This is a genomic window from Streptomyces sp. SKN60 (genome assembly GCF_026236535.1).
Classification (GTDB): domain Bacteria; phylum Actinomycetota; class Actinomycetes; order Streptomycetales; family Streptomycetaceae; genus Streptomyces.
In genome coordinates this window covers 91997-114767 of record NZ_JAHTMW010000023.1, presented here as the reverse complement: position 1 = coordinate 114767, position 22771 = coordinate 91997, and the positions used below count along the sequence as shown (strand labels likewise).

General features: G+C 67.8%; 19 protein-coding genes and 1 pseudogene. 10 read left to right on the top strand and 10 right to left on the bottom strand.

Annotated features, from left to right (window positions below):
- Positions 1–83: 83 nt before the first annotated feature.
- Both murC and msrB read left to right on the top strand, forming a co-directional pair.
- Positions 84–1478, top strand: a complete 1395-nt coding sequence (gene murC, locus KV205_RS30570; protein WP_265868000.1) for a UDP-N-acetylmuramate--L-alanine ligase — start codon at positions 84–86, stop codon at positions 1476–1478.
- A gap of 11 nt (positions 1479–1489) precedes the next feature.
- Positions 1490–1909, top strand: coding sequence for a peptide-methionine (R)-S-oxide reductase MsrB (gene msrB, locus KV205_RS30565; protein WP_265867999.1), 420 nt, complete (start codon positions 1490–1492; stop codon positions 1907–1909).
- 72 nt (positions 1910–1981) lie between these two features.
- Here msrB and KV205_RS30560 read toward each other — a convergent pair whose 3' ends face one another.
- Positions 1982–2437, bottom strand: coding sequence for a Fur family transcriptional regulator (locus KV205_RS30560; RefSeq protein WP_265867998.1), 456 nt, complete (start codon positions 2435–2437; stop codon positions 1982–1984).
- A 158-nt stretch (positions 2438–2595) separates the two neighbouring features.
- Between KV205_RS30560 and katG the strand changes: the two genes are divergently transcribed.
- From katG to KV205_RS30545, 3 genes are all read left to right on the top strand, one after another.
- Positions 2596–4824 (top strand): catalase/peroxidase HPI, encoded by a 2229-nt coding sequence (gene katG / locus KV205_RS30555; RefSeq protein ID WP_265867997.1) that lies wholly within the window; start codon positions 2596–2598, stop codon positions 4822–4824.
- A gap of 136 nt (positions 4825–4960) precedes the next feature.
- Positions 4961–5743 carry a hyaluronoglucosaminidase gene (locus tag KV205_RS30550; RefSeq protein ID WP_265867996.1) on the top strand — a complete coding sequence of 261 codons (783 nt, stop codon included), beginning with the start codon at positions 4961–4963 and terminating at the stop codon, positions 5741–5743.
- A gap of 23 nt (positions 5744–5766) precedes the next feature.
- The gene (locus KV205_RS30545) at positions 5767–6015 is read left to right on the top strand and encodes a hypothetical protein (RefSeq protein WP_265867995.1); all 249 of its coding nucleotides are present in this window, start codon (positions 5767–5769) and stop codon (positions 6013–6015) included.
- A gap of 36 nt (positions 6016–6051) precedes the next feature.
- On the opposite strand, the gene KV205_RS30540 is transcribed toward KV205_RS30545, so the two are convergent.
- The 3 genes from KV205_RS30540 to KV205_RS30530 are packed head-to-tail and all read right to left on the bottom strand — an operon-like array spanning position 6052 to position 7891.
- Positions 6052–6825, bottom strand: coding sequence for an SDR family NAD(P)-dependent oxidoreductase (locus KV205_RS30540; protein ID WP_265867994.1), 774 nt, complete (start codon positions 6823–6825; stop codon positions 6052–6054).
- Positions 6825–7070, bottom strand: coding sequence for a DUF397 domain-containing protein (locus tag KV205_RS30535; protein WP_265867993.1), 246 nt, complete (start codon positions 7068–7070; stop codon positions 6825–6827). Before KV205_RS30535 ends, KV205_RS30540 begins: the two co-directional genes overlap by 1 nt.
- Positions 7067–7891 carry a helix-turn-helix transcriptional regulator gene (locus KV205_RS30530; protein ID WP_265867992.1) on the bottom strand — a complete coding sequence of 275 codons (825 nt, stop codon included), beginning with the start codon at positions 7889–7891 and terminating at the stop codon, positions 7067–7069. Before KV205_RS30530 ends, KV205_RS30535 begins: the two co-directional genes overlap by 4 nt.
- A gap of 137 nt (positions 7892–8028) precedes the next feature.
- Between KV205_RS30530 and KV205_RS30525 the strand changes: the two genes are divergently transcribed.
- Complete coding sequence (locus tag KV205_RS30525) at positions 8029–8460, top strand: ATP-binding protein (protein ID WP_265867991.1); 432 nt, start codon at positions 8029–8031, stop codon at positions 8458–8460.
- Here KV205_RS30525 and KV205_RS30520 read toward each other — a convergent pair.
- Both KV205_RS30520 and KV205_RS30515 read right to left on the bottom strand, forming a co-directional pair.
- Positions 8455–8841, bottom strand: coding sequence for a VOC family protein (locus KV205_RS30520; RefSeq protein ID WP_265867989.1), 387 nt, complete (start codon positions 8839–8841; stop codon positions 8455–8457). The genes KV205_RS30525 and KV205_RS30520 overlap by 6 nt on opposite strands.
- Complete coding sequence (locus KV205_RS30515) at positions 8822–9817, bottom strand: YafY family protein (protein WP_265867988.1); 996 nt, start codon at positions 9815–9817, stop codon at positions 8822–8824. The genes KV205_RS30520 and KV205_RS30515 overlap by 20 nt, the downstream gene beginning before the upstream one ends.
- Before the next feature lie 93 nt (positions 9818–9910).
- Here KV205_RS30515 and KV205_RS30510 point away from each other — a divergent pair, with 93 nt between their 5' ends.
- From KV205_RS30510 to KV205_RS30500, 3 genes and pseudogenes are all read left to right on the top strand, one after another.
- Entirely contained in the window at positions 9911–10312 is a 402-nt protein-coding gene (locus KV205_RS30510) for a RidA family protein (protein WP_265867986.1), read from the top strand.
- Between the two features lie 294 nt (positions 10313–10606).
- A pseudogene (locus KV205_RS30505) lies at positions 10607–11729 on the top strand (IS630 family transposase).
- Between the two features lie 69 nt (positions 11730–11798).
- Entirely contained in the window at positions 11799–12338 is a 540-nt protein-coding gene (locus KV205_RS30500; protein WP_265867984.1) for an AAA family ATPase, read from the top strand.
- 161 nt (positions 12339–12499) lie between these two features.
- Here KV205_RS30500 and KV205_RS30495 read toward each other — a convergent pair whose 3' ends face one another.
- Together KV205_RS30495 and KV205_RS30490 are read right to left on the bottom strand one after the other, a co-directional pair.
- Positions 12500–12676 (bottom strand): hypothetical protein, encoded by a 177-nt coding sequence (locus tag KV205_RS30495; RefSeq protein WP_265867982.1) that lies wholly within the window; start codon positions 12674–12676, stop codon positions 12500–12502.
- Positions 12673–13170 (bottom strand): hypothetical protein, encoded by a 498-nt coding sequence (locus tag KV205_RS30490; protein WP_265867981.1) that lies wholly within the window; start codon positions 13168–13170, stop codon positions 12673–12675. Before KV205_RS30490 ends, KV205_RS30495 begins: the two co-directional genes overlap by 4 nt.
- Before the next feature lie 406 nt (positions 13171–13576).
- Here KV205_RS30490 and KV205_RS30485 point away from each other — a divergent pair, with 406 nt between their 5' ends.
- Entirely contained in the window at positions 13577–13795 is a 219-nt protein-coding gene (locus tag KV205_RS30485; protein WP_374214749.1) for a tyrosine-type recombinase/integrase, read from the top strand.
- Between the two features lie 267 nt (positions 13796–14062).
- On the opposite strand, the gene KV205_RS30480 is transcribed toward KV205_RS30485, so the two are convergent.
- Together KV205_RS30480 and KV205_RS30475 are read right to left on the bottom strand one after the other, a co-directional pair.
- Positions 14063–14635: a suppressor of fused domain protein gene (locus KV205_RS30480; RefSeq protein WP_265867980.1), complete on the bottom strand. Its 573-nt coding sequence runs from the start codon at positions 14633–14635 to the stop codon at positions 14063–14065.
- Entirely contained in the window at positions 14632–22467 is a 7836-nt protein-coding gene (locus KV205_RS30475; protein WP_265868013.1) for a ricin-type beta-trefoil lectin domain protein, read from the bottom strand. The genes KV205_RS30480 and KV205_RS30475 overlap by 4 nt, the downstream gene beginning before the upstream one ends.
- Positions 22468–22771 lie beyond the last annotated feature (304 nt).

Sequence of the window (22771 nt, the reverse complement as noted above, 5' to 3'; positions counted from 1 at the left end):
GGCCCGCCCACCCCGAACCACTAGGCTTGGCCTTCAAAGCAATGACACGCATGACAGCGACACGCACTCGGGGAGAGAACCGCATGGCACCCGCCATCCCTGCCGCCATGGAACGGCCGCACTTCATCGGCATCGGCGGTGCCGGCATGTCGGGCATCGCGAAGATCCTCGCCCAGCGTGGCGCCAAGGTCGCCGGCAGCGACGCCAAGGAGTCCGCGACCGCCGAGGCCCTGCGCGCCCTGGGCGTCACCGTGCACATCGGCCACGCCGCCGAGCACCTGGCCGACGACGCCTCCGCCGTCGTCGTCTCCAGCGCCATCCGCGCCGACAACCCGGAGCTGGCGCGCGCCGCCGAGCTCGGCATCCCGGTCGTGCACCGCTCCGACGCGCTCGCCTCCCTCATGGACGGCCTGAGCGCGATCGCCGTCGCCGGTACGCACGGCAAGACCACCACCACCTCCATGCTGGCCGTCGCGCTCACCGAGCTCGGCCTCGACCCGTCGTACGCCATCGGCGGCGACCTCGCGGGCCCCGGCACCAACGCCCGGCACGGCGAGGGGGAGGTCTTCGTCGCCGAGGCCGACGAGAGCGACCGCAGCTTCCAGAAGTACGACCCGAGCGTCGCGATCGTCCTCAACGTGGAGCTGGACCACCACGCCAACTACGCCTCCATGGACGAGATCTACGAGTCCTTCGAGGCCTTCGCCGCCAAGATCCGCCCCGGCGGCACCCTGGTCGTCGGCGAGCACGCGGGCGCCCGCGAGCTGGCCCGCCGGGTCGCCGGCCGCGAGGGCCTGACCGTCCTCACCGTCGGCGAGGACGAGGGCGCCGACGCCCGCATCCTGAAGATCGTCCCGAACGGGATGAAGAGCGAGGTCACGGTCGCCCTCGACGGCGCCGAGCACGTCTTCACCGTCTCCGTGCCCGGCCGCCACTACGCCCACAACGCCGCCGCCGCCCTCGCCGCCGGCTCCCGCGCCGGCATCGACCCGGCCGCCCTCGCCCAGGCCCTCACCGCCTACACCGGCGTCGGCCGCCGCCTGCAGCTCAAGGGCGAGGCCGCGGGCGTGCAGGTCATCGACTCGTACGCGCACCACCCCACCGAGATGACCGCCGACCTGGAGGCCATGCGCGGCGCCGCCGGAGCCTCCCGCCTCCTCGTCGTCTTCCAGCCGCACCTGTTCTCCCGCACCCAGGAGCTGGGCAAGGAGATGGGCGACGCGCTCGCCCTCGCGGACGCCTCGGTCGTGCTCGACATCTACCCGGCCCGCGAGGACCCGATCCCGGGCATCACCAGCGAGCTGATCGTCGCCGCGGCCCGTACGGCCGGCGCCGACGTCACGCCCGTGCACGAGAAGGCAGCCGTCCCGGAGGTCGTGGCGGGAATGGCGAAGCCCGGCGACCTGGTTCTGACCATGGGCGCGGGCGACGTCACCGACCTGGGCCCGAAGATCCTGGACCGGCTGGCCACGAACTGAGGAGCGCACTCATGGCGTACGAGGTCGAGAAGACCGACGAGGAATGGCAGGCCGAGCTGACGCCGTCCGAGTACCAGGTGCTGCGGCTTGCCGGCACCGAGCCGGCCTTCCGCGGTGAGTACACGGACACCAAGACCAAGGGCGTCTACTCCTGCCGGGCGTGCGGCGCCGAGCTCTTCACGTCCACCGAGAAGTTCGAGTCGCACTGCGGCTGGCCGTCCTTCTACGACCCGAAGGACAGCGAGGCGGTCGAGCTGGTCGCCGACACCTCGCACGGCATGATCCGCACCGAGGTCCGCTGCGCACGCTGCGGTTCCCACCTCGGACATGTCTTCGAGGGGGAGGGCTATCCCACCCCGACCGACCAGCGGTACTGCATCAACTCGATCTCGCTCCGCCTGGAGCCGGCGGAGGACGAGAGCGAGAGCTGAGCACGAGAGCTGAGCGAGATGCTCCAGCACCACCAGCACCTGAGCCGATCGGCGCGACCCGCGCCGGTCGGCTCAGCTGCTTTCGGGGACCTGTTCCGCGGACTCCACCGCCTCCGCCGCCCCGCACACCGGGCAGAGCCCGCGGTACGTGATCTCCACCCCCGTCACCGTGAAGCCGAAGCGCTCCGCCGCCGGCAGCCCCTCCAGGAGGTCGCCCTCCGGATGCACGTCGCGGACCGTGCCGCAGCCCGCGCAGACCAGGTGCTGGTGGTCCCGGTGCGCGTTCGGGTCGTAACGCTTGGCGCGGCCGACGCCGGACACCTCGATCACCTCGCCGAGCGAGACCAGCTCGCCCAGCGTGTTGTACACGGTCGCACGCGAGATCTCGGGCAGTCTCGCGGTGGCGCGCGCGAGCACCTCGTCCGCGGTGAGGTGGATGTGCTCGCCGTCGAGGACCTCGGCGACCACGCGCCGCTGGGCGGTCATCCGCCAGCCGCGTCGGCGAAGCCGTTCCAGCAGGTTGCTCATGGTCACCAGCCTTGCTGCGCGAGTGATGGCGGCGCGCGTCATTCGTAGGAGTCCGGCTGTCGTATTGACTTGGACTGCGTCCAGCATAGGATCGACTCCAGTAGTAGCCAAGAGGGTGTACAGCCGGAACAGCCGGAATGGTTCGGAAGGAAAGACCGATGTCTGAGCAGAAGCACGAACCCCTTGTCAGCGAGGACGCGGCGGCGTCGGAGGGCACCGGCGGCTGCCCGGTCGCGCACGGCGCCCGTGCCCCGCACCCCACCCAGGGCGGCGGAAACCGGCAGTGGTGGCCGGACCGGCTGAACCTGAAGATCCTCGCCAAGAACCCGGCGGTGGCGAACCCCCTCGGCGAGGAGTTCGACTACGCCGAGGCCTTCGAGGCCCTCGACCTCCCGGCCGTCAAGCGGGACATCGCCGAGGTCCTCACCACCTCGCAGGACTGGTGGCCGGCCGACTTCGGCAACTACGGCCCGCTGATGATCCGCATGGCCTGGCACGCCGCCGGCACCTACCGCGTCAGCGACGGCCGCGGCGGCGCCGGCACCGGCCAGCAGCGCTTCGCCCCGCTGAGCAGCTGGCCCGACAACGCGAGCCTGGACAAGGCCCGCCGTCTGCTGTGGCCGGTGAAGAAGAAGTACGGCAAGTCGATCTCCTGGGCCGACCTGATGGTCCTCACCGGAAACGTGGCCCTGGAGACCATGGGCTTCGAGACCTTCGGCTTCGGCGGCGGCCGCGTCGACGCCTGGGAGCCGGACGAGGACGTCTACTGGGGCCCGGAGACCGAGTGGCTGGGCGACGCCCGCTACACCGGCGACCGCGACCTGGAGAACCCGCTCGCCGCCGTCCAGATGGGCCTCATCTACGTCAACCCCGAGGGCCCCAACGGCAACCCGGACCCGATCGCCGCGGCCCGCGACATCCGCGAGACCTTCGCCCGCATGGCGATGAACGACGAGGAGACCGTCGCCCTCATCGCCGGCGGCCACACCTTCGGCAAGACCCACGGCGCCGGCCCGGCCGACCACGTGGGCGCCGACCCGGAGGCCGCGCCGATGGAGCAGATGGGCCTCGGCTGGAAGAGCTCGTTCAACACGGGTGTCGGCAAGGACGCGATCACCTCGGGTCTTGAGGTCACCTGGACCAGCACGCCGACCCGCTGGTCGAACAACTTCTTCTGGAACCTGTTCGGTTACGAGTACGAGCTCACCGAGAGCCCGGCCGGCGCCAAGCAGTGGGTGGCCAAGGGCGCCCCGGAGACCATCCCGGACGCCTTCGACCCGGAGAAGAAGCACCGCCCGACGATGCTCACCACCGACCTCTCGCTGAAGCTCGACCCGATCTACGGGCCGATCTCGCGCCGCTTCTACGAGAACCCCGACCAGTTCGCGGACGCCTTCGCCCGCGCCTGGTACAAGCTCACCCACCGCGACATGGGCCCGGTCGTCCGCTACCTCGGCCCCGAGGTCCCGAGCGAGGAGCTGCTGTGGCAGGACCCGCTGCCGCAGGCCACCGGTGAGACCCTCGGCGCCGCGGACATCGCCGCCCTCAAGGAGCAGATCCTCGGCTCGGAGCTCACGGTGACCCAGCTGGTCTCCGCCGCCTGGGCCGCCGCCTCCTCCTTCCGCGGCAGCGACAAGCGCGGTGGCGCCAACGGCGGCCGTATCCGTCTGGAGCCGCAGCGCAACTGGGAGGCCAACAACCCCGACGAGCTCGCCCAGGTCCTGCGCGTCCTCGAAGGCGTCCAGGAGTCCTTCAACGCCAAGGGGGGCACGCAGGTCTCCCTCGCCGACCTCGTCGTCCTCGCGGGCACCGCGGGCGTCGAGAAGGCCGCCAAGGACGCCGGCGTGACGGTGGAGGTGCCGTTCTCCCCGGGCCGCGTCGACGCCTCGCAGGAGCAGACGGACGTCCACTCCTTCGCCAACCTGGAGCCCGCCGCGGACGGCTTCCGCAACTACCTGGGCAAGGGCCAGCGCCTCCCCGCCGAGTACCTGCTCGTCGACAAGGCGAACCTGCTCACCCTCTCCGCCCCGGAGATGACCGTCCTGGTCGGCGGTCTGCGCGCGCTCGGGGTCACCCAGCCGCAGACCTCCCTCGGTGTCCTCACCGAGACCCCCGGCAAGCTGACGAACGACTTCTTCGTCAACCTGCTCGACCTGGACACCGAGTGGAAGTCCACCAGCGACGACCAGTCCACCTTCGAGGCCCGCGACGCCGACGGCAACGTCAAGTGGACCGGCACCCGCGCCGACCTGGTCTTCGGCGCCAACGCCGAACTCCGCGCCGTCGCCGAGGTGTACGCCTCGGACGACGCCAAGGACAAGTTCGTGACGGACTTCGTCGCGGCCTGGGCCAAGGTCATGGACCTGGACCGGTTCGACCTGCGCTGATCGGCACGTGATCGGCACCTGATCGGCACGTGATCGCTGACCGGGCCCCGGGCGGTTCCTCCGCCCGGGGCCCGGTCGCGTCGCCCTGACAGAATGGCGCCCGAATCGATCACCCGAATCGATCGAAGGAGGGGGCATGACTGTCACACGCAGACTGTTCATGGGCGGATTCACGGCCGGAGCCGTGACCGTGGCCGTCGGAGCGACGGCGGGGGAGGCGGGCGCGGCCGAAGCGGGCGCGGCCGAGGCGGCCGGTCCGGTGCAGACGTTCGCGGGCGAGGTGCACGCGGACCGTTTCACGACCGACAGCGGCATCAACTCGGCCTTCCTCAAGACGACGTCCACCACCGAGCACACCGCGACCCTCTACCAGGCCGCCACCAGCGGCAGCGGCGTCGCGCTCAACGTCGTCTCCGACAACCCCGGCACGTCCGCGATGTACCTGTCCGGTACGGAGACGGGCCGCGGCACCCTGAAGATCGCGCACCGCGGCTACACCGACGCCTCCGACGCCAACGCCGCCGCGCTCTCCATCGACCTCCAGACGCCCGGCGCCACCGACCCCACGAAGCCCGGCACGGCCGCCCAGGGCATCTACGTCACCGCCACCCACGGCCCCACCACGGGCGCCCTGCTCGTGTTGCGCAACAACGCGGGCCTGGACGACGTCACGGTCAAGGGCACCGGCCTCATCGGCATCGGCATCGACCGGGGGGCCACCCCGCGCGCCCAGGTCCACATCGTCCAGCGCACGGAGAAGCCCGGCCTGCTCGTCGACGGCACCGTGGAGATCGGCAACGTCACGACCCCGCCCACCGGAACCGTGTCCGCCCACGGCGGCGGCACCCTGTACGCCCAGAACGGCGAGCTGTGGTGGCGCGGCTCCGGCGGATCCCCCACCCGTATCGCCCCCGTATAGAACACAGGAGAGGAAACCCACCGATGGTGCAGCTCACCCCGGACCAGCTGGTCACCGAGTTCCAGGACGCAGTCGTCGAGCTCTACTTCGCGCGCAAGCGCATAGCGAACCTGGAGGCCGAGAACGCCGACCTGAAGGCGCGGCTCGCGGCGCCGACCGTTCCGCCCCAGGCGCAGGAGCTGCCCGGTGAGGCGGCTCTGGCGCAGGAGGCCGACCCGGCCGGCGAGCAGTGGTTCGCGGGCGGGCCGACGCCGGGAGAGCCGGGGCAGTAACGCCACCGGCCCTCCTCGGGGCGCCGCGCGGCGGACTCAGTGGACGGAGAGCCCGCCGTCGACGAAGACCGCCTGCCCCGTGACGTAAGCGGAGGCACGGCTCGCAAGGAAGACGGCGGCGCCCTCGAAGTCCTCGGCGAGGCCGTTCCGTCCGATCATCGTGCGGGCCGCCAGTTCGGCGACCTTCACGGGGTCGGCGGACAGGCGCTCGTTCAGCGGGGTCATCACGAACCCGGGCACGAGGGTGTTCACGGTGACGCCGTACGGCGACCAGGCCTCGGCCTGCGACCGCGCCAGCGACTCCAGGGCGCCCTTCGACACCCCGTACGCCCCGGACTGGACGAACGCGCGGTGCGCCTGCTGGGACGTCACATGGATGATCCGCCCGAACCCCCGCTCGGCCATCCCGGGCCCGAAGCGCTGCCCCAGCAGGAACGGCCCCTCCAGGTTCACCGCCATCGTCCGGTCCCACACCTCGTCGGTGAGGTCGGACAGCGGTGGCCGCAGGTTGATCCCGGCCGAGTTGACGACGATGTCCGGCTCACCGCCGAACGCCTCCACGGCGGCCTCGGCCGCCGCCCGTACGCCGTCGCGGGTCCCGAGATCCCCGCTCACCCAGGCGGCGGTGCCGCCGAGCGCGGCGATCTCGTCGACGGCCGCCTTCAGCTCGGCCTCGCGCCGGGCCACGATCACCACCGACGCCCCGGCCCGGGCAAGGGCGCGGGCGATGCCCTTGCCGATGCCCGAACTGCCGCCGGTGACGAGGGCGTTGCGCCCGGATAGGGAGAACAGCTCGTCCAGGTACGCCACTACAGCTGCTCGCAGCCGCCGACGAACGCGCTCCAGGCGCCGGGCGCGAGGGCCAGTTGGGCGTCGTCCGGACGCTTGGAGTCGCGGACGTGGACGGTGGTGGGGCAGGTGGCGACCTCGACGCAGTCGTCGCCGGATCCGCCGCTGTAGCTGGACTTGTGCCAGGCGAGGGCGACTTCCACGCAGTCGCCGTCGCCGCTGCTGCTGTAACTGCTCTTGAACCAGGCCAGGTCAGTGGTGCTCATGTCGCTCCTCGCATCTGCCGCAACAGGCTCTGGGAGTCTTCCAGGGTAAGAGCCTGTGACCGCATCCTGGCATACCGCATCTGGAGGATGCCGACGACTTTGGCATCGGAGATGAGCACCCCGCTCTCCTGCCCCTCGGAGTACGCGTACCAGCGGTTCTCGGGAGTCTCCAGTAACCGCATGGCTCCATCGAGACCTGCGTGATGACCCCGACTCTGCTCCATCACCTGGACCTCGATATTGCGCCGCTCCGACATGCGCAGGATGTGCTCGATCTGCGCCTTGTGAACCTCAGGTCCGCCGGTCTCCCTCCGCAGTACGTGCTCCTCGATGATGAAGCTGTAAGCGGTGTTGACCCGCTCGGTGAGCAACTTCTGCCGCTTCATACGAGCGACGAGGTTCTCCTCGATCTCCGCGTCGCCCATCGGCGGCAACTGTCCCTCGAAGAGGATGCGTTGGTACGCCTCGATCTGGAGCAGACCGGGGATCAGTCGGTTCTCGTACGTGTAGAGGCACAGCGCCTTCGCCTCCTTCTCCGCCCACCGCCGGAACCAGTTGGCGAGGCCCGGCTCCCGCGACAGGTGCTTCGCCGCACCCTTGATCGCCCCGAAGGCGTCGAAGAACTCCTCCGACCGGTCCACGAACTTCGGCGACGGGAACCGTCGTCCCTGTTCGACGGACGAGACCGTCTCCACCGAGTACCCCACCCGCGGGGCGTACTGCTCCTGGGTAAGCCCCGCCCGCTTGCGGAATGCCTTGATCACCTCTCCGAAGGCCTTCAGGCTGTCCGAGGTCTCCGGTTCCGCGTCGCTGTCTGTCATCACGCACCTCCTTTGTGCTTCGTGCGCACATCGTCACGGGCCGTGATGAGTACTGTCTACACTCCGAGGTCGTACGCTTGCGGAGCGTACGAGTTTCTGACCTGGGGAACCGGCCTGGAAGTCGCCACAGTGGCCTCATGACTCCCCCTCAGACCCGCGAAGTGCCGGTCACCGTACGTGTGTTCACCCAGCGCTTCAGCTCGACCCCGCGCGGCGCCCGCCTCGCCCGCCGGCTCGCCCTCCACCAGCTCGACCGCTGGGGCCACGCCTACGGAACGCCACTCTCCGACACCGTCGCCCAGATCGTCGCCGAGCTCGCCGCGAACGCGGTCACCCACGGCCGCGTCCCCGGCCGGGACTTCGAGGTGACGCTCTCGTACACCCCGGAACGACTCCTCGCCGTCGAGGTCTCCGACACCCGCACCGAACGCCGGCCCGGCCTCGTCTCCCCGCTTCCGCTCTCCGACTCGGGCCGCGGCCTGCTCCTCGTCGACGCGCTCGCGACCCGCTGGGACGTCCTGGATCGCCTGCCCGTGGGCAAGACGGTCCGCGCCGAGCTCGATCTATGACACCGGTTCGAGCCGGGCCCGCAGCAGACAGAATTCATTCCCCTCGGGATCCGCGAGCACGTACCAGCTCTCCTCACCTGTCTGCCCGACATCCGCATGCCGGGCACCAAGGCCGAGCAGCCGCTCCAACTCGGCGTCCTGGTCGCGGTCCGTGGGGTTCACGTCCAGGTGCAGTGGCAGCTTCCCGGCCTTCGGGGTGTCGCTCGGGCTGAGGATCAGCGTCGGCTGCGGGCCGCCGAACCCGGCATCGGGCGGCCCGATCGCGATGCTGCCGTCCTCCTCCCGCTCGATCTCCGCGTACCCGAGCACCTCGCTCCAGAACGCGGCGAGCCGCTCGGGATCGGCACAGTCAAGGATCAGTTCACTGATACGGCACGCCATGCCCGGCATCGTAATGCGCGGCCAGCCCGACGGCCCGGGCGCGCAGCGCGGCCCGCAGCGACTCCGGGCTCATTGCTTCCGCGTCCGTTCCGAGCTGCCACAGCGCCCACTCGGCGTGCCGCGCGTCCTGGAAGGTCACTTCGAGCCGCAGCCAGTCGTCGGTGCCGGACTCCTCCATCCGTACGGCGAGCGCGGTGTTCAGCAGCTCCTCCCGGCGCGCCGGGTCCACCCGCATCCGTACGGTGACGTGGTCCCCGTCGGCGAGGAAGCGGGCCGAGCGCTCCCGCCAGATCCGGTCCAGATCGACCTCGCCCGGCCGCTCCGCCGCCTCGGGCAGCTCCTCCGCCGCCCGCACCCGCGACAGGCGGTACGTGCGGTCCTCGCCGGACCGCGTAGCCAGGAGATAGGCCTTGTCCCGTACGGTGACCAGCCCGATCGGGTCGACCGTGCGCCACCGGGGGTCCTGGTCCGTGGCCGCGTAAAGGATGCGCAGCTTGTGCCCGGCGAGCACCGCCCGCCGGACCTCGGCCATCGCGGGGCCGGGGATCTCGTCGTCGTCCGGGGCCGTCCGACGGGAGAGGAGGTCCGTCTCCGGCTCGATGAGGATGCGCTGCACCGCGTCGCTCGCCGTCCCCCGAGGACCCTCCGGCAGCGCGTCCACCACCTTCCGCATCGCCGACGCGAGCGCCGCCCCGAGCCCGAACGCCCGCTCCCCGCGCCCCGATCCGGCGGTCAGCAGGGCCAGCGCCTCGTCATGGTTCAGGCCGGTGAGCTCGGTCCGGAAGCCGGGAAGCAGCCCGAAGCCACCGTGCCGGCCGCGCTCGGCGTACACCGGGACGCCGGCCGCGGACAGCGCCTCGATGTCCCGGAGCACGGTACGGGTCGACACCTCCAGCTCCCGGGCGAGCGCGTCGGCGGTCATCCGCCCGCGCTGCCGCAGCAGGAGTACCAGGGAGACCAACCGGTCGGCGCGCATCCCGGAACCGTAACCGAATACCTGACGAAGGGTGTCGTGATTCCTTGCGAGGCTCCTGCCCACGACATCCGAATCGAACGGAACGGAGCTGACGTGACAGTCGAACGCACGGCGATCAACCCGGTGAACTGGTCGGTGGAACTGGGCTTCAACCAGGCCGAACTCGTCTCCGGCCACACCCGCACCCTGTACATCTCGGGCCAGACCGCGATGAGCCCGGACGGCAAGCCCGAGCACGAGGCCGACATGGCCGGCCAGCTGACCCTGAGCCTCGACAACCTGGAGTCCGTCCTCACCGCCGCCGGCATGACCCTCGCGAACCTCGTCCGCCTCAACGTCTACACGACCGACGTCGACGCCCTCTTCCCGCACCACGGCCTGCTCGCGGCCCGCCTGTCCGCCGCGGGCGTCGCACCGGCCACCACGATGCTCGGCGTCACGCGACTCGCGGTCCCGGGCCTGCTGGTCGAACTGGAGGGCACCGCCGTGGCCTGACGCAGGCCCTACTTCTTTGCCGGGGTGGGTCCGTGGGCGAACTCGTTGGCGTAGTCGAACCCCGGCTTGAGGACGTGTTCCGCGGCGAGTTCGGCGACGTGGGGGTAGGCGTCGGCGGGCAGTGGCGCGCGCCGGCGCCCGCCACCTCAGCCGATTCGGTGTCGTTGTGGAGCGGCAGGCTGAGTCCCTGGAGCACGATGCCGTCGACCTAGTGCTGTGACCGTGAATGTTCACCGGGTCGCTCGTTGTGGTGGTCGGAAGTGAGGACGCTTCCAACCATCGTGGGGAGGCAGGGTGGCGCATCGGGTCAGGGTCCGTGGGCTGACCGAGCAGGAGGGGCAGAAGCTGCAGCAGGTCGTGCGGCGGGGAAGTATCAGCTCGGTGCGGTTCCGGCGGGCGATGATGCTGCTGGCCTCGGCCGGCGGCAGCACGGTCCCGGTGATCGCCCGTCTGGTCCAGGCGGACGAGGACACCGTCCGCGATGTGATCCACAAGTTCAACGAGATCGGGCTCGCATGCCTGGACCCTCGCTGGGCGGGAGGCCGTCTCCGCCTGCTCAACCGTGACGACGAGGACTTCGTCATCCAGACGGCCACCACCCGCCCGACCAAGCTCGGCAAGCCCTTCACCCGCTGGTCGATCCGCAAGCTCGCCGATCACCTGCGCAGGAACATAGCCCGGCCCGTCCGGATCGGCCGGGAGGCCCTGCGCTGCTTACTGGCCCGCCGCGGGATCTCCTTCCAGCGCACGAAGACCTGGAAGGAGTCACCGGACCCGGACTTCGACGCCAAGCTCGCCCGCATCGAGTCCGCGATCAACGAGCGGCCCGACCGCACGTTCGCCTTCGACGAGTTCGGGCCACTGGGCATCCGCCCGACCGCCGGCTCCTGCTGGGCCGAGCGAGGCCGCCCCGACCGGCTGCTGGCGACGTTCCGCCCGCACCCACGGGATCACCTACTTCCACGGCTGCTACTCCGTCGGGGACGACCAGATGTGGGGTGTCAACCACAGACGCAAGGGCATCGACCACACCTGGGCGGCCATGCGAACGATCCGGGCAGCCCGTCCGGACGGCGCCCCGATCTACGTGATCCTCGACAACCTCTCCGCCCACACGAACTGGCGAATGAAACGGTGGGCGGCCAAGAACAAGGTCGAGCTGTGCTTCACCCCGACCTACGCCTCCTGGGCCAACCCCATCGAAGCCCACTTCGGACCACTGCGGCAGTTCACCCTCGCCAACTCCCACCACCCCAACCACACCGTCCAGACCCGGGCCCTGCACGCCTACCTGCGCTGGCGCAACAAGAACGCCCGGCACCCCGACATCCTGGCCGCCCTGCGCCGTGAACGCGCTCGCATTCGCAGCGAGAAGGCCATCCGCTGGGGCGGCAGACCACCGCGAACAGTGGCCTGACCGGCACGGGAGCAGCGTCGGCCTCGCCCTGTGGACAGCCCGGAAATCGGGCTGCGACACACTGACCTGGTGATCGACAACGCATTCGTGATCGTCTCCGGTCTGCCGGCCAGCGGCAAGAGCACCCTGGCCCGCGGACTTGCCGCGGAACTCGGGCTGCCGGTCATCGACAAAGACGTGATCCTGGAATCGCTCTACGGCTCCCTCGGCATCGGCGATCAGGCATGGCGCTACCGACTGAGCCGGGCCAGCGACGACATCCTGTTCGCACTCGCCGCCGACGCCGGGCGAGCCATCCTCGTCAACTGGTGGCACCGCGACACCGCCCCCGCCCGACTCCAGCAACTCGACGCCCAGCTGGTCGAGGTGTGCTGCGACTGCGACACCGGACTTGTCGCTGAACGGTTCCGGACACGCAAACGCCATCCGGGCCACCTCGATCAGAACCTCACCCGCGAGGAGATCAGCGACCGCGTCACGGTCTGGGCCGCCCACCCAGGACCGCTCGGGCTGGGCGGGCATGCCCTAACCGTCGACACCGCCCAGACGGTCGACATCACCGCCCTCGCCAAAGAGGTCGACGCACTCATCGCTGGCACCCAACGTTGAACTGACGGCGACCACCGACCCGAACGGGACGGGACAAACTCATCACTCCCCATCCCAGTGAACCGTCCCGGTCACAGCACTAACTGTCGACGAGGGAGACGGCGTGTGCCGTCATCCGGACCGAGAAGCCGCCCGAGGGTCGAACCCGCTGACGATCGGGCTCAGTACTCGTCGTCGGGTTCACGTTCGATCCAGCGGACGGTGGCATCAGCGTCCAGATAATCAAGGGACGCCAGGTCGATCCCCGCGATGCGCACGGCCGAAGAACCGGACCTGTTCAACCAGGGTGAAGCAGGATCCACCGCTGGCCCCACGGAAGCCATCAGGGAATCGCTCATGAAGGTGCGATAACCGGGGTCCGGCCACTTCCAGCCGCCGAAACTGACCTCCTGCATGGGAGAGTGAGAATCGAAGGAAACGCTTCGTCCGGCACCTGATCACCCAACCGTGCGCAATCCGCCGTCATGAGCGTTTCGGTGGCGGTCACATGCTTAAGGAACTCGGGGAGGGGTTCAGGCACGTGATCCAGATTTTCACCCGGAATTCCCTCAAACACTGCATCTCGGTCATGTACGCCAAAAGCCCAGATCCAGTCACCGGTTGCATCTTTCATGAAGACGAACTTCCCCTGATCCGCTTGGATCTCGGAAGGTTCGATCATTCGGTTTCCGCCGCGCTTCAACTTCGTCCAGCGGGAGGCGAGTTCATGCCACTCCTGAAGTGGCCGAGGAATCCGGAGAGCCTCGGCCGGCAAGGGTCGACCGACAGATTGCGGCGCGCCGTGCCAGTGAGTCAGGAATTCAACCAGGTCGATGTCTGAGGGATTGATCACCGCGAGATTATGTCATGGTCTTGGGGCGGCGAGCTCCTGGCGGACGCGTGGACTCTCAGGAGCTTTAGCACCGCTGAACGACCGGTCTTCTTGGTTTCTGTGGGTGACACGACGAAGCCCCACCAGGGGGAGTTGCGCTCCAGCCCTCCAATCTCAACAACGAGGGAGTGATCGTGTGCATGCCGCGGGCGTCCCGGATCAGTGGCTTGGTCCTCGCGCGTTCAATTCCCTCCTGTGCGGTCTCCAGCCATGGAGCGACCGGGGCTCACCCTGTGAATCTGTTGATTGGGTCCTTTTGGTAGGTGATTACGCCGAGGCGTCGTTGGTTCTCTCGCTCCGCATCAACGCTCCAAACCGGAACGCCTTCGCGGCCAAGAGACCCTCCGTAACAGAATGAGAGGACACTGTGCAGAACGTCACCCCTCACAGATTCGGGCACGTCGCAGCACGTGCCAACATCCCCTGCCGCTTCCGCAGCTTCCTCGACCGGGCCGACCTCCGACGCATCCGCTACCACGATCTCCGGCACTCGACCGCCACCCTGCTCCTGGAACAGGGTGTCGACCTCATCGTAATCAAGGAACTCCTCGGCCACGCCCACATCAGCTTCTACGTCCACGTATGACTCCGCCTCCAAAGTCAAGCCATCGACACCCTGAACGACGCCCTCAGTCCCACCGGCGGAGAACAAGCAACCCGTCTGTCGCCACCGCTGTCCGCTGACGTTGCCGTCAGCGTTGCCGTCAAAACCGCTGTAGGGCCCCGCCAGACCATATTTCTGGCGGGGCCCTACAGTGATTTCCTGAGTCCCACGGGTAGCGGTTATCGGCATCCCGGAAGGAACCAATCACTTTACGGCTCCAAATGCGATCCGTAAAGCGACAGGATATCCTCAGATAATCGGATTCCTGTTGGGATCCAATACGTTTACGCCTTCCGCGTCCAGCATGGATTCGAACTCATCAAGAGTCTCATGCTTGATGAAATCAGCCTCGCTCTTGTGGATCGGAAGCAGCCACAAGAATCGCGCACCCCCCGCTTCAGTAGGAGCCCATTCAAGTTCAGGCCCGTAGGGATAGGGAAGGCTCACCAAGAGGTGATCCATGCGTGAATCTGGCATCCACGGGCGGCCAATATTGATGACCGATCCCACACCCAACTGATGAGCCTCGAACGAGTGAAAGTGACTCACCATTGCCAACGTTTCCGAGTGAATTTCGGCAGCCACGGGAGACATTACGAAGAACTCGATTCCGTCGACTGTAGATCCATGCACAGAGGACCCGACTGTCACGTAAACCCATGCCTCACCAGCACGCTGAGGGTAGACCTGGTAGATGGCGAAGTGCGGAACTCGCTCCAGGATCGGCCCGCGATCCCAGGAGGCAGATTCCACGATATGACCATCCCAGAATCTCCGAACATGCCGCTCAAGGGCCGACAATCGTTCGCCTTCTTCGGTCACAGTCTCAGATTCCTCTTTATCGCCTTGGAGACCTTCGCCATCTCGGCCCCCTGTGATCGCTGGCAGGCCTGACATGCGGCCCCATTGATGCCGTCATTCCTTGCGTAGGCTCTTCGCTCTGCGTTCGTCATTTCCGACCCGCCGCCGCGATAGTAGTGGAGAACAAGTGGCGGGTCATGCTCGGGAACGGGGGCATGAGCCGTTCCTGATGTCATCGTAGCGCCGCACTCCGGGCACGGCTGGCCCTCGCCCGCCGCTCGCGCCGCCTGGCCGCCAGGGCCATTTGTCTGAGAGCCACCGTAGTGCGTAGCCCGATTGTACGGAACTGTGGCAGTGACCGGGTTTTCTAGGTCACTCGCAACCCCGCTGGAATCCACTTCGAACCGGGCACCACCGCAATTGTGAACGAGGACCGGAGTGGCGCCTGCCAGCACATAGTACGTGTGGGTGTTGCTGACGGTGAGGTTGTGGACTGTGGCGTCCTGGGCTATCCAGCGCTGGATTGCGGCGATCTGGACGTACGTGCCGGAGCTGGTCTGCAGCCACTCGCCGGACTTGAGATTGGTGGCGTCGATCCACTTGCCGAGTTCGGGTACCCAGAAGGGGTGTCCGTCAGTCGCGGTGACCTGGGCGGTCTTCGAGCCGGCCTTGCCGTCGGTGTCGATCGTGATCTTGACCAGGTGCTTGAGGCCCTGGCCCTTGATCTCGGCGGTGACGGTCTCGACGCGGGTCTCCCCGGTCTTCGGGTCGGTCGCGACGACGCTGTCGCCTGCCTTGACCTTCTCGATCGGCTTGGCGGAACCGTCGGCCATCAGGACCTTAGTGCCGGGCACGAAGCTGTTGCTCGGGCTCTGGCAGGAGCCGCCACTCGATCCGCCGTTGCTACGGGAGGAGCCGCCGGCGCTGCCGCCGGACTTACCGCCTCCGGACCCCTTTCCGCCGCCCTTGCCTCCGCCGGCGGAGGAGACCTTCGGGGCTGCCTTGCCCTGGGCTGCCTTTTGGACCGGGTTGCCGGTCTTCTTGGTTTTCTCGACCGCCTTGTCGGCAGTTCTCTTGGCTGCTGCGGCTGCCTTCTTCGCTGCTGCTTGTGCTGCCTTCTTCGCCCGTTCGATTGCTAGCTGCTTGGCCTTGAGAGCGGCTGCTTCGGCAGCCTTGGCTGCCTTGAGGACGACTTCCGCGGCACGCTTGGCGGCCTTGAAGGCCTGGATGGCGTTAATCGTGCGGTCGATGGCCCTCAGGACCGCCGGGATCTTGCCGATCTTGCCCCACGGGATCGCGTCCATGATCAGTCCGCCGCAGGACCACATGTCGCCGCCGAAGCAGGCCATGGCGTCGTTGATACCGATGAAGTCCTTCAGCGTCTCCCACGCGATCGAGAGGATCACTGACGACAGGGACTTGCCCTGCATCGCCTGCGCCTGGGCGACCTCCGCCGCCGACAGACCGGCGCCGGCGAGGGCGGCAGCCCGCTCGGAAGCGGTGAGGCTGATTGCGAGGCCGGTCGGGTCGGAGAAGGTGACGGGGTTGTTGTGGGCGTATGCGTATCCGTTGGACTGGAGCGGGTCGTTCAGGTCAAGGACGGGGTCGGCGGACAGGAAGCGTCCGACGGCCGGGTCGTAGAGACGGGCGCCGAGCGGCGTGAAGCCGGAGGCGTCGTCCCGGTCCTTGCCCAGGAAGCCCTTGTGGGACTGCAGGTTCTTCGCTGTGGTGTCCGCACCGCGCTCGTTGCCGAATGGGTCCTGCTTGCGGATCCGTACTGCGGCGGAGCTGTCGAGTGTGATCTCGGTGTAGGCGCTTCCCTGGTGATCGGCGGTCTGCGCGACGAGGGTGTCCGCCCCGGTGCCGTTGGCGTAGCGCATGACAGCGCCGCCGGGTGCGGCGTAGGTGCGCTGGGTGTTGACGAGGACGCCGCCCCTCTGGACGGTGACCTCGGCATCACCGAGGTGGAGCGTGGCCTGGCTGCCCTGGATCGTCAGCAAGCGTTCGTTGTTGGGGCCGTAGATGTGCCGGGTGTCGTTCTGCGGCAGCCACTGCTGGGCCTTGGCCGCGCCGTCGCAGGTGGCGAGGACGATCGGGGTGCTGTTCGCGTCGATTCCGCCCTGGACAGCGAGGCACAGGCCGGAGGCGATGTGAGTGAGCTGGCCGGCCGCGTTGCGCCTCAGTTCCTGAGTGGCACTGCCGTTGCACTTCTGCAATTGGACGGCCGACCCCGCAGCGTTGGCGGTCGGCTGGAGGCACCACGTGTCGTACGTGGTCAGCGAGCCCCTGTTGGGGTCGATCTGCGGCACCGACGCGGTGCCAGGGGTGGGTGTGAACTTGAAGTTCTGCGCCACGGAGGTGTTACAGGCATAGAGCTGGATCGGTTGGCCCGCCGCAGGGAGACCGGACTTGAGATCAAGACACTTCTGGCCGAGACCCACGTACGGGGTCTTCCCGCCGGTGCCCGCCCCGGTGATCCGCTCGACCTGGCCGTCGTAGGTCCAGGTCAGTTCCTGCTTGTCACCGTTGTCGATCGAGGTGATCGACTTCGTGTCACCGGTCAGCTCGTAGAGCCGGGTGGCCTCGGCCTTGACCTCGGCGCCCGCCGGGGTCTTGTACGTCTTCGAGACCTTGGTCAGCGTGTGCGGCTGGCTCTTGGCCGTGCCCACGCCGTACTCGTATGTGGTGACCGCGTTCTTGGTGGTGTCGCCGGTGAGGTCGTTCTCGGTCAGCTGCTCCCGGTTGCCGAGGAGATCGTAGGTGTACTCCTGCCAGTAGCCGGAGTTGTCCGCGCCTGCGGCGACGCGGAGCGTGCCGTCTGCGTTCCTGTTGAACGTGCCGTCCGGGTTCCTCGGGTTGACGCAGCTCGTCTGGTCCTTGGAGGTCCAGGCCGACTTCAACTGGCCGATCGGGTCGTAGTCGAAGCACTGGCGCTCCGCGATCCCCGTGGACTTCTCCTGGATCGAGGTGACGTTGCCGGCCGGGTCGTAGGTGTAGGCCCGGTTAGAGACGAGGTTGCCGCCGACGAGGCTCTTGTCGCCGGTCTGCTCGCGGTAGACCGACTGCTCCTTCAGCTCACCGGAGCCCTCGTCGATGGTGTCCTGCGTCCAGACGCGGTAGGGCTGGGCGCCCAGGGTGGAGCGCAGGATCTGGCCGTGATGGTCGTAGCGGGTTTCGGAGCCGTACCAGTCCTTACCGGAGACGGAGAGCGGCAGACCGTCCTTGTTGTAGCGGACGATCAGCCGCTCGGCCGGGAACTTGCCCGCTGCGGGCAGTCCCATTTCCTTGAGCTGACCGGTGTCGGAGTACTTGTAGGTGTAGGTGTAGTCCTTGGCGAAGCCCCACTCGTCGGCGATCGACTGCGGAAGGGACAGCGTGGTGGACGTCGGCTGGTAGTCGGACGTGTAGCCGTCGACCTTCTGCACGTAGGCCAGGTCGTCGGTGTAGCGCGTGGCGGTGGCGGGCATGCCCTTGCCGCCTGGCGCCGTGTCGTACGTGAGGTCCGCAAGCACCTTGCCCTGGTCGTCGCCCAGGCGCTGCTGTGTGGGGCGTGACACGGCGTCGTAGGCGTTCCAGACGGTGACGCCACGGGCGTTGGTGACCGTCACGGGGCGGTCGTACTGGTCGTAGGCGGTGCGGGTGGTGCCCGAGTCGGGGTCGGTGGCGGATGCCATTCGGCCGCGGTGGTCGAACGTCCAGGTCCACGGGTGAGCAGGGTCTGCGGAGCTGGTGGCCTTCACCATCTGCCCGCGGGCGTCGTACTCGTATGAGGTCGACGTGTGGACAGTGTCTGTCTGGCCAGCGAGCGTTTCGACGCGGGAGGTTCGGCCGGTGGCGTCGGTCCAGACTCGGGAGGACGAAGCGCCCTGCGGGTTGATGACCTTCGACCAGTCCTCGCCGTATTCGTAGCGGGTCGCCCGCTCCGGGTATGCCACCGACTGTGACTCGCCGGTCGCGGCGTTCACGACCTTCTTCAGGTACGGCGTCTCCTCCACCACGCGGCCGAGACCGTCGTACGCGTAGCGTGTGATGTTCGGAATGACCGTGTCCGGCTGCGGCGGGTACAGCTCGCCGGCCTTGACCTCCTCGGCGTAGTACGCGTTGTTGGTCTGGTAGATCTCGCCGGAGCCGTTGTAGAGCGTGTCGGTGATCAGCCAGCCGTCGCCGGCCGCTTCCTCCTGGGTCTGCCGTTCACGCCCGAGGCCGTCATAGATGGTGACCGACTGCTCGAGGCGGGTCTTGTCCTTGCGCGCGTACGTGGTGATGTAGGCGGGGACACGAACGGGAACCTGCTTGGTGGCATCCTCCGGGTCGGGCTGGAACGTTTTTCCGGCGAAGGTGTAGACGGCCCGGAAATCCGGCACCGAGGAGCTTGATGGCGTGCGGCCGGGGGCCCACGCCTCGACGAGGCGGCCCAGCTGGTCGAACATGGCCTGGCTGACCTGGCCGTTGGCATCAGTCGTCCGCAGAGCCACGGCGCGCCCGGGCTCGAGCTCCTGGACCTGGGTGTGACCGAGGGCGTTGGCCTGGGTCACCTTGAACACCTGCCCCGTAGGCGGGTCGTAGGTGATCGTCGAGGCGTTGTTGTCCGGGTCCGTCACACGGATGACGCGACCGATCTCATCGAACTCGGTCGTGCCTCCGGGCTGGAAGTCGTTTCCCTCGCCGTTGAGAGAGAAGGTCTGGGTGGCAAGCCCACGCGCTTCCATGGCGAGCGAGCCGTACGTCCCGCCGTCGTACGCGGTGCGGCCGGCCGATGTCAGGGATGTGAGATCAGCCCAGTTCGCCGCCGCACACAGGGTCGGCGAGACCAGCACCTGCTTGGTCAGCCCGATCAAGTGTTTGGGAATGTGGTGCAGGTACTCGAGCTTTGTGCAGGACTCGTCCCCGGACCTGCCGGTGTCGCCGAAGGACTCCACCTCGGTGGGCAATCCATAAGCGTCGTCGTACTTCGTCGTCGTCTCGACGGATCGCTCAGTGCGCGGGTCAGCCGCGTTCGCGCCCGAGGACTTGCTGTACGCGATCGTCCGTACGTCCGTCACGCGCCAGGCCTTCAGCGGTGGCAGGCCGTCGTCGCGGTCACGCTTGGCCAGCTCGGTGGCTGCCGGGACGGTGACACTCCGGGTGAGCCAGTCTGTGTCCGCCTTGGTGGCGTTGCTGTAGGTGAGTTCCTCAGCGACTCGGCCGGCGAATGGTTCCTTGTCCTTGGCGATCTCGGCGCCGGTGATGTCCGTGACGGGCACTGTGTCACCCATGCCGCGGAAGTAGCGGGTGACGGCCTTGGTCTGCTTGGCGCTGAAGTCGGGGTTGTCCTCGCCCGTGAGGACGGTGGTCTGCTCGAAGCCGGCGAACTGCGAGTAGGTGCGCTGCGACCTCTTCGTGAACTCCTGCTCCGCCAGCTTCCAGCCAGGGTTCTTGTAGGCGTAGTTGGTCGTCGTGCCGAAGGAGCTGTCGATGTTGGGAAGTTCTTCGACCTTGGTCACCACGTACTTGTGGAACCAGTCGATGTCCTCGACCTCGGGGTCCGGATTCCAGAACGACGGGTAGCAGAGGCGACTATTGGACTTCAGCAGGTCAGTGAGATCGGGCGTTCCCTTACGGGGCAGCAGCGTGCCGTTCTCGCAGCCCGCCGTCGGCTTGTTGTACGTGACGACGGTCTCGCCGCCGTACTCGTTGATGACACGGTGGATTCGCAGCCGGGAGAAGCCAGGGCGCGGGTCGAGCTTGGCGGGGTCGGTCTCGTTCTCAGCCTGCCGCAGTACGCGGTTCGGCATGTTGTCGATGTTCGGCTCGAACCGCACGGGGTTGAGATCAATCCCTAGTTCTGATGTCCCGTTGCGGCCGTAGCCGGTGCGCTGGATGGACTCCAGCCACAGGGCGGTGTTCGGGCCGGTCTTCAGCTCGGCGAAGGACTGCTGGAGCTGGTAGGCATCGACGGCCTGTCGGGCGGTGTTGCCAACGATTCGCTGAGCAGAGGTGGTGATCTTGTCCAGGCGGATGGCGGACCAGAAGGTCGGACCGGCGTTCCAGCACTTCTTCTTCGCTTCGCAGCGCAGGTCGGCCGGGGTGTCGAACCATGGCCGGTACAGATCCGGGTCCTTGGAGGCGAAGTTCTCGTCACTGCAGGTGAGGGTGCCGAAGCAGCGCTTGTCGACGTCGAACTTGATCCTGGCGGGCGCCGAAGTGGAGAAGAGGGAGTTCTTGCGCTGGCCGTAGTCGATGTGGTCGAGCCAGCCGTCCCGGTCGTAGGCGACAGGGGACTGGAAGTTGAAGTTGCGCGCGTAGTAGTTCTGGTCCTTCTTCCACCAGAACGACATGGCGTTGCCGTGGACGTCCTCGACGTAGTCGAGGCCCCAGCGCCAGCCCTGCGTGCAGTAGGAGTTCTTCCAGTCGTCGGTCGTCGGACCCTGGTAGCAGTCCTCGCCGGCGTGGTTGCCGTAGACCGGGACGGTGAGCACCGAGTCGGTGGTCGGGTCGTCGTCGGCGGTGCCGTGGTCGGACCAGCCCGGGAGCTTGTTCTTGCCGAAGTGGTACTTGGTGCCGTCCTTGGTGGTGACGACCCAGTACTCACCGTCCTTGGCGCCGTTGCCCGTGTTCTCGCCTGTGATCTGCTCGATCTTGGAGCCGTCGCCGTTGGCCGTGAACCACGCGTTCCTGGTGTTGTCCCAGACCAGCTCGGTGGTCATGCCGCCGAGCGAGAGGGTGGCGTTGTTGGAGCCCCAGCACAGGTCCGCGGTGCGATGCGTGGAGTTGTTGGAGCCGGCCTTCTTGGAGTCCTCGCGGCAGCTGGTGTACGTACGGGTGATGGAACCCGCGTTGTAGTCCCAGCCGTCGCCGATCCAGGAGGCCTGGTTGTTGGTCGACGAGGTGCGTCCGTCGACGGACTGCGAGGAGTACGCCAGGTTGACCTTCGGTATCAGACCGCCGGCCGTCTCCGGGACCTGCACCGGATAGGAGTAGGTGAAGGCGCCGGAAGACGCTCCTGCTGACCAGGAGCCCGAGGAGAGCAGCGGCGAGGCCGTGAAGTCGCCGGACACAGAGGAGCCGGTGTCGAGCATGCCGACCGCGGCGCCGCCGGTGGTGTTGGCGACTGGCTGGACATCTCCCTGGTAGGACGCCTTCGTTGCCCCGGTCGGGACGAAGCCCTCACCGAGCAGGCTGGACACCGGGACGGTGCCGGTGACGACAGTGCGGGTGGCGGACTTCTTTGCGGCGACCGACTTGGCGGGCGCATCCTTCGCGGGGACGGTCTTGACCGTGGAAGAGAGCCGCTGGAAGTGCGCCTTGCCGTTCCTGACGTCCTTGTCCTCCGGGGACATGGACATCGGCGCGGTGCCACCGCCGTCGGCGCAGTCGCCCGTGGTCGGGGAGGAATAGACGCACTCGGGCAACAGCATCAGACCGAAGCGCTCGGCCGCCTGCGGACCGTAGCGGTCGGCGAAGTCGTCGGTGATGACGGTCAGGGCCACCTCGGCCGTCGGGTCCACCGTGGCCGGCGGGGTCAACTTCATGACCAGACCCGCGAGGTTCGCATCCTGGGATGCCTCTGGCGGTTTGACGTCGATCGTCCAACTGCCCGCAAGGCCCGCCGGGTCGCCACCAGCGGGGACCCCCAGCTTGACCGGCAGGTTGTTGGTTGCCGGCGCAGTCGACACCCCCGGCTCCATGTCCGGGGTCAGGGTCACGGTGCCGGCACCCGAAGGCCACGGGGTGATCGCGTCCGGCGTGTAGGTGGTGACGGTTTCATCGCGAGGAGTGACGAGATTCGTCTCACCTGCCGGGTCAGCGGGAACTGGATCCGTCTTGGGCAGGTCGGGCAGGTCGATCTGGGCCGTCGACTCCGTCCGGCTCATTCCGTCGCCGGGGACAGACCACGCCTGCCCGGTGAGAGTCGACACGGTCAGTGCTGACGACAACAAAAGGACGGTCGCCGTGCGGCTTCGCCGCCGGCGCCGTCGAACTGATTCCGTCATGGCCAGGCTTCCACGCCCGAGCCATGACAGCGGATCTGAAGCACGCATACGCGGCGACTCCCACCCCAACAGCGAAAAAGGAAAGCTCGAAAGCGGCACGGAGGTACCGCTGAAGCGCGCGCCCTACCGCGGGCGCAGGCGCGTGAACTCTCCGTCCCCGACGGTGCTTGGATCAAGCTCGCGC

Coding starts and splice junctions, on each gene's coding strand:
- katG (WP_265867997.1), top strand. CDS start 2,596: ATGTCTGAGCAGAAGCACGAACCCCTTGTCAGCGAGGACGCGGCGGCG.
- KV205_RS30525 (WP_265867991.1), top strand. CDS start 8,029: ATGACTCCCCCTCAGACCCGCGAAGTGCCGGTCACCGTACGTGTGTTC.
- KV205_RS30495 (WP_265867982.1), bottom strand. CDS start 12,676: ATGAGCGATTCCCTGATGGCTTCCGTGGGGCCAGCGGTGGATCCTGCT.
- KV205_RS30560 (WP_265867998.1), bottom strand. CDS start 2,437: ATGAGCAACCTGCTGGAACGGCTTCGCCGACGCGGCTGGCGGATGACC.
- KV205_RS30530 (WP_265867992.1), bottom strand. CDS start 7,891: ATGACAGACAGCGACGCGGAACCGGAGACCTCGGACAGCCTGAAGGCC.
- KV205_RS30520 (WP_265867989.1), bottom strand. CDS start 8,841: ATGGCGTGCCGTATCAGTGAACTGATCCTTGACTGTGCCGATCCCGAG.
- KV205_RS30535 (WP_265867993.1), bottom strand. CDS start 7,070: ATGAGCACCACTGACCTGGCCTGGTTCAAGAGCAGTTACAGCAGCAGC.
- KV205_RS30545 (WP_265867995.1), top strand. CDS start 5,767: ATGGTGCAGCTCACCCCGGACCAGCTGGTCACCGAGTTCCAGGACGCA.
- KV205_RS30515 (WP_265867988.1), bottom strand. CDS start 9,817: ATGCGCGCCGACCGGTTGGTCTCCCTGGTACTCCTGCTGCGGCAGCGC.
- murC (WP_265868000.1), top strand. CDS start 84: ATGGCACCCGCCATCCCTGCCGCCATGGAACGGCCGCACTTCATCGGC.
- msrB (WP_265867999.1), top strand. CDS start 1,490: ATGGCGTACGAGGTCGAGAAGACCGACGAGGAATGGCAGGCCGAGCTG.
- KV205_RS30475 (WP_265868013.1), bottom strand. CDS start 22,467: ATGAGCCGGACGGAGTCGACGGCCCAGATCGACCTGCCCGACCTGCCC.
- KV205_RS30550 (WP_265867996.1), top strand. CDS start 4,961: ATGACTGTCACACGCAGACTGTTCATGGGCGGATTCACGGCCGGAGCC.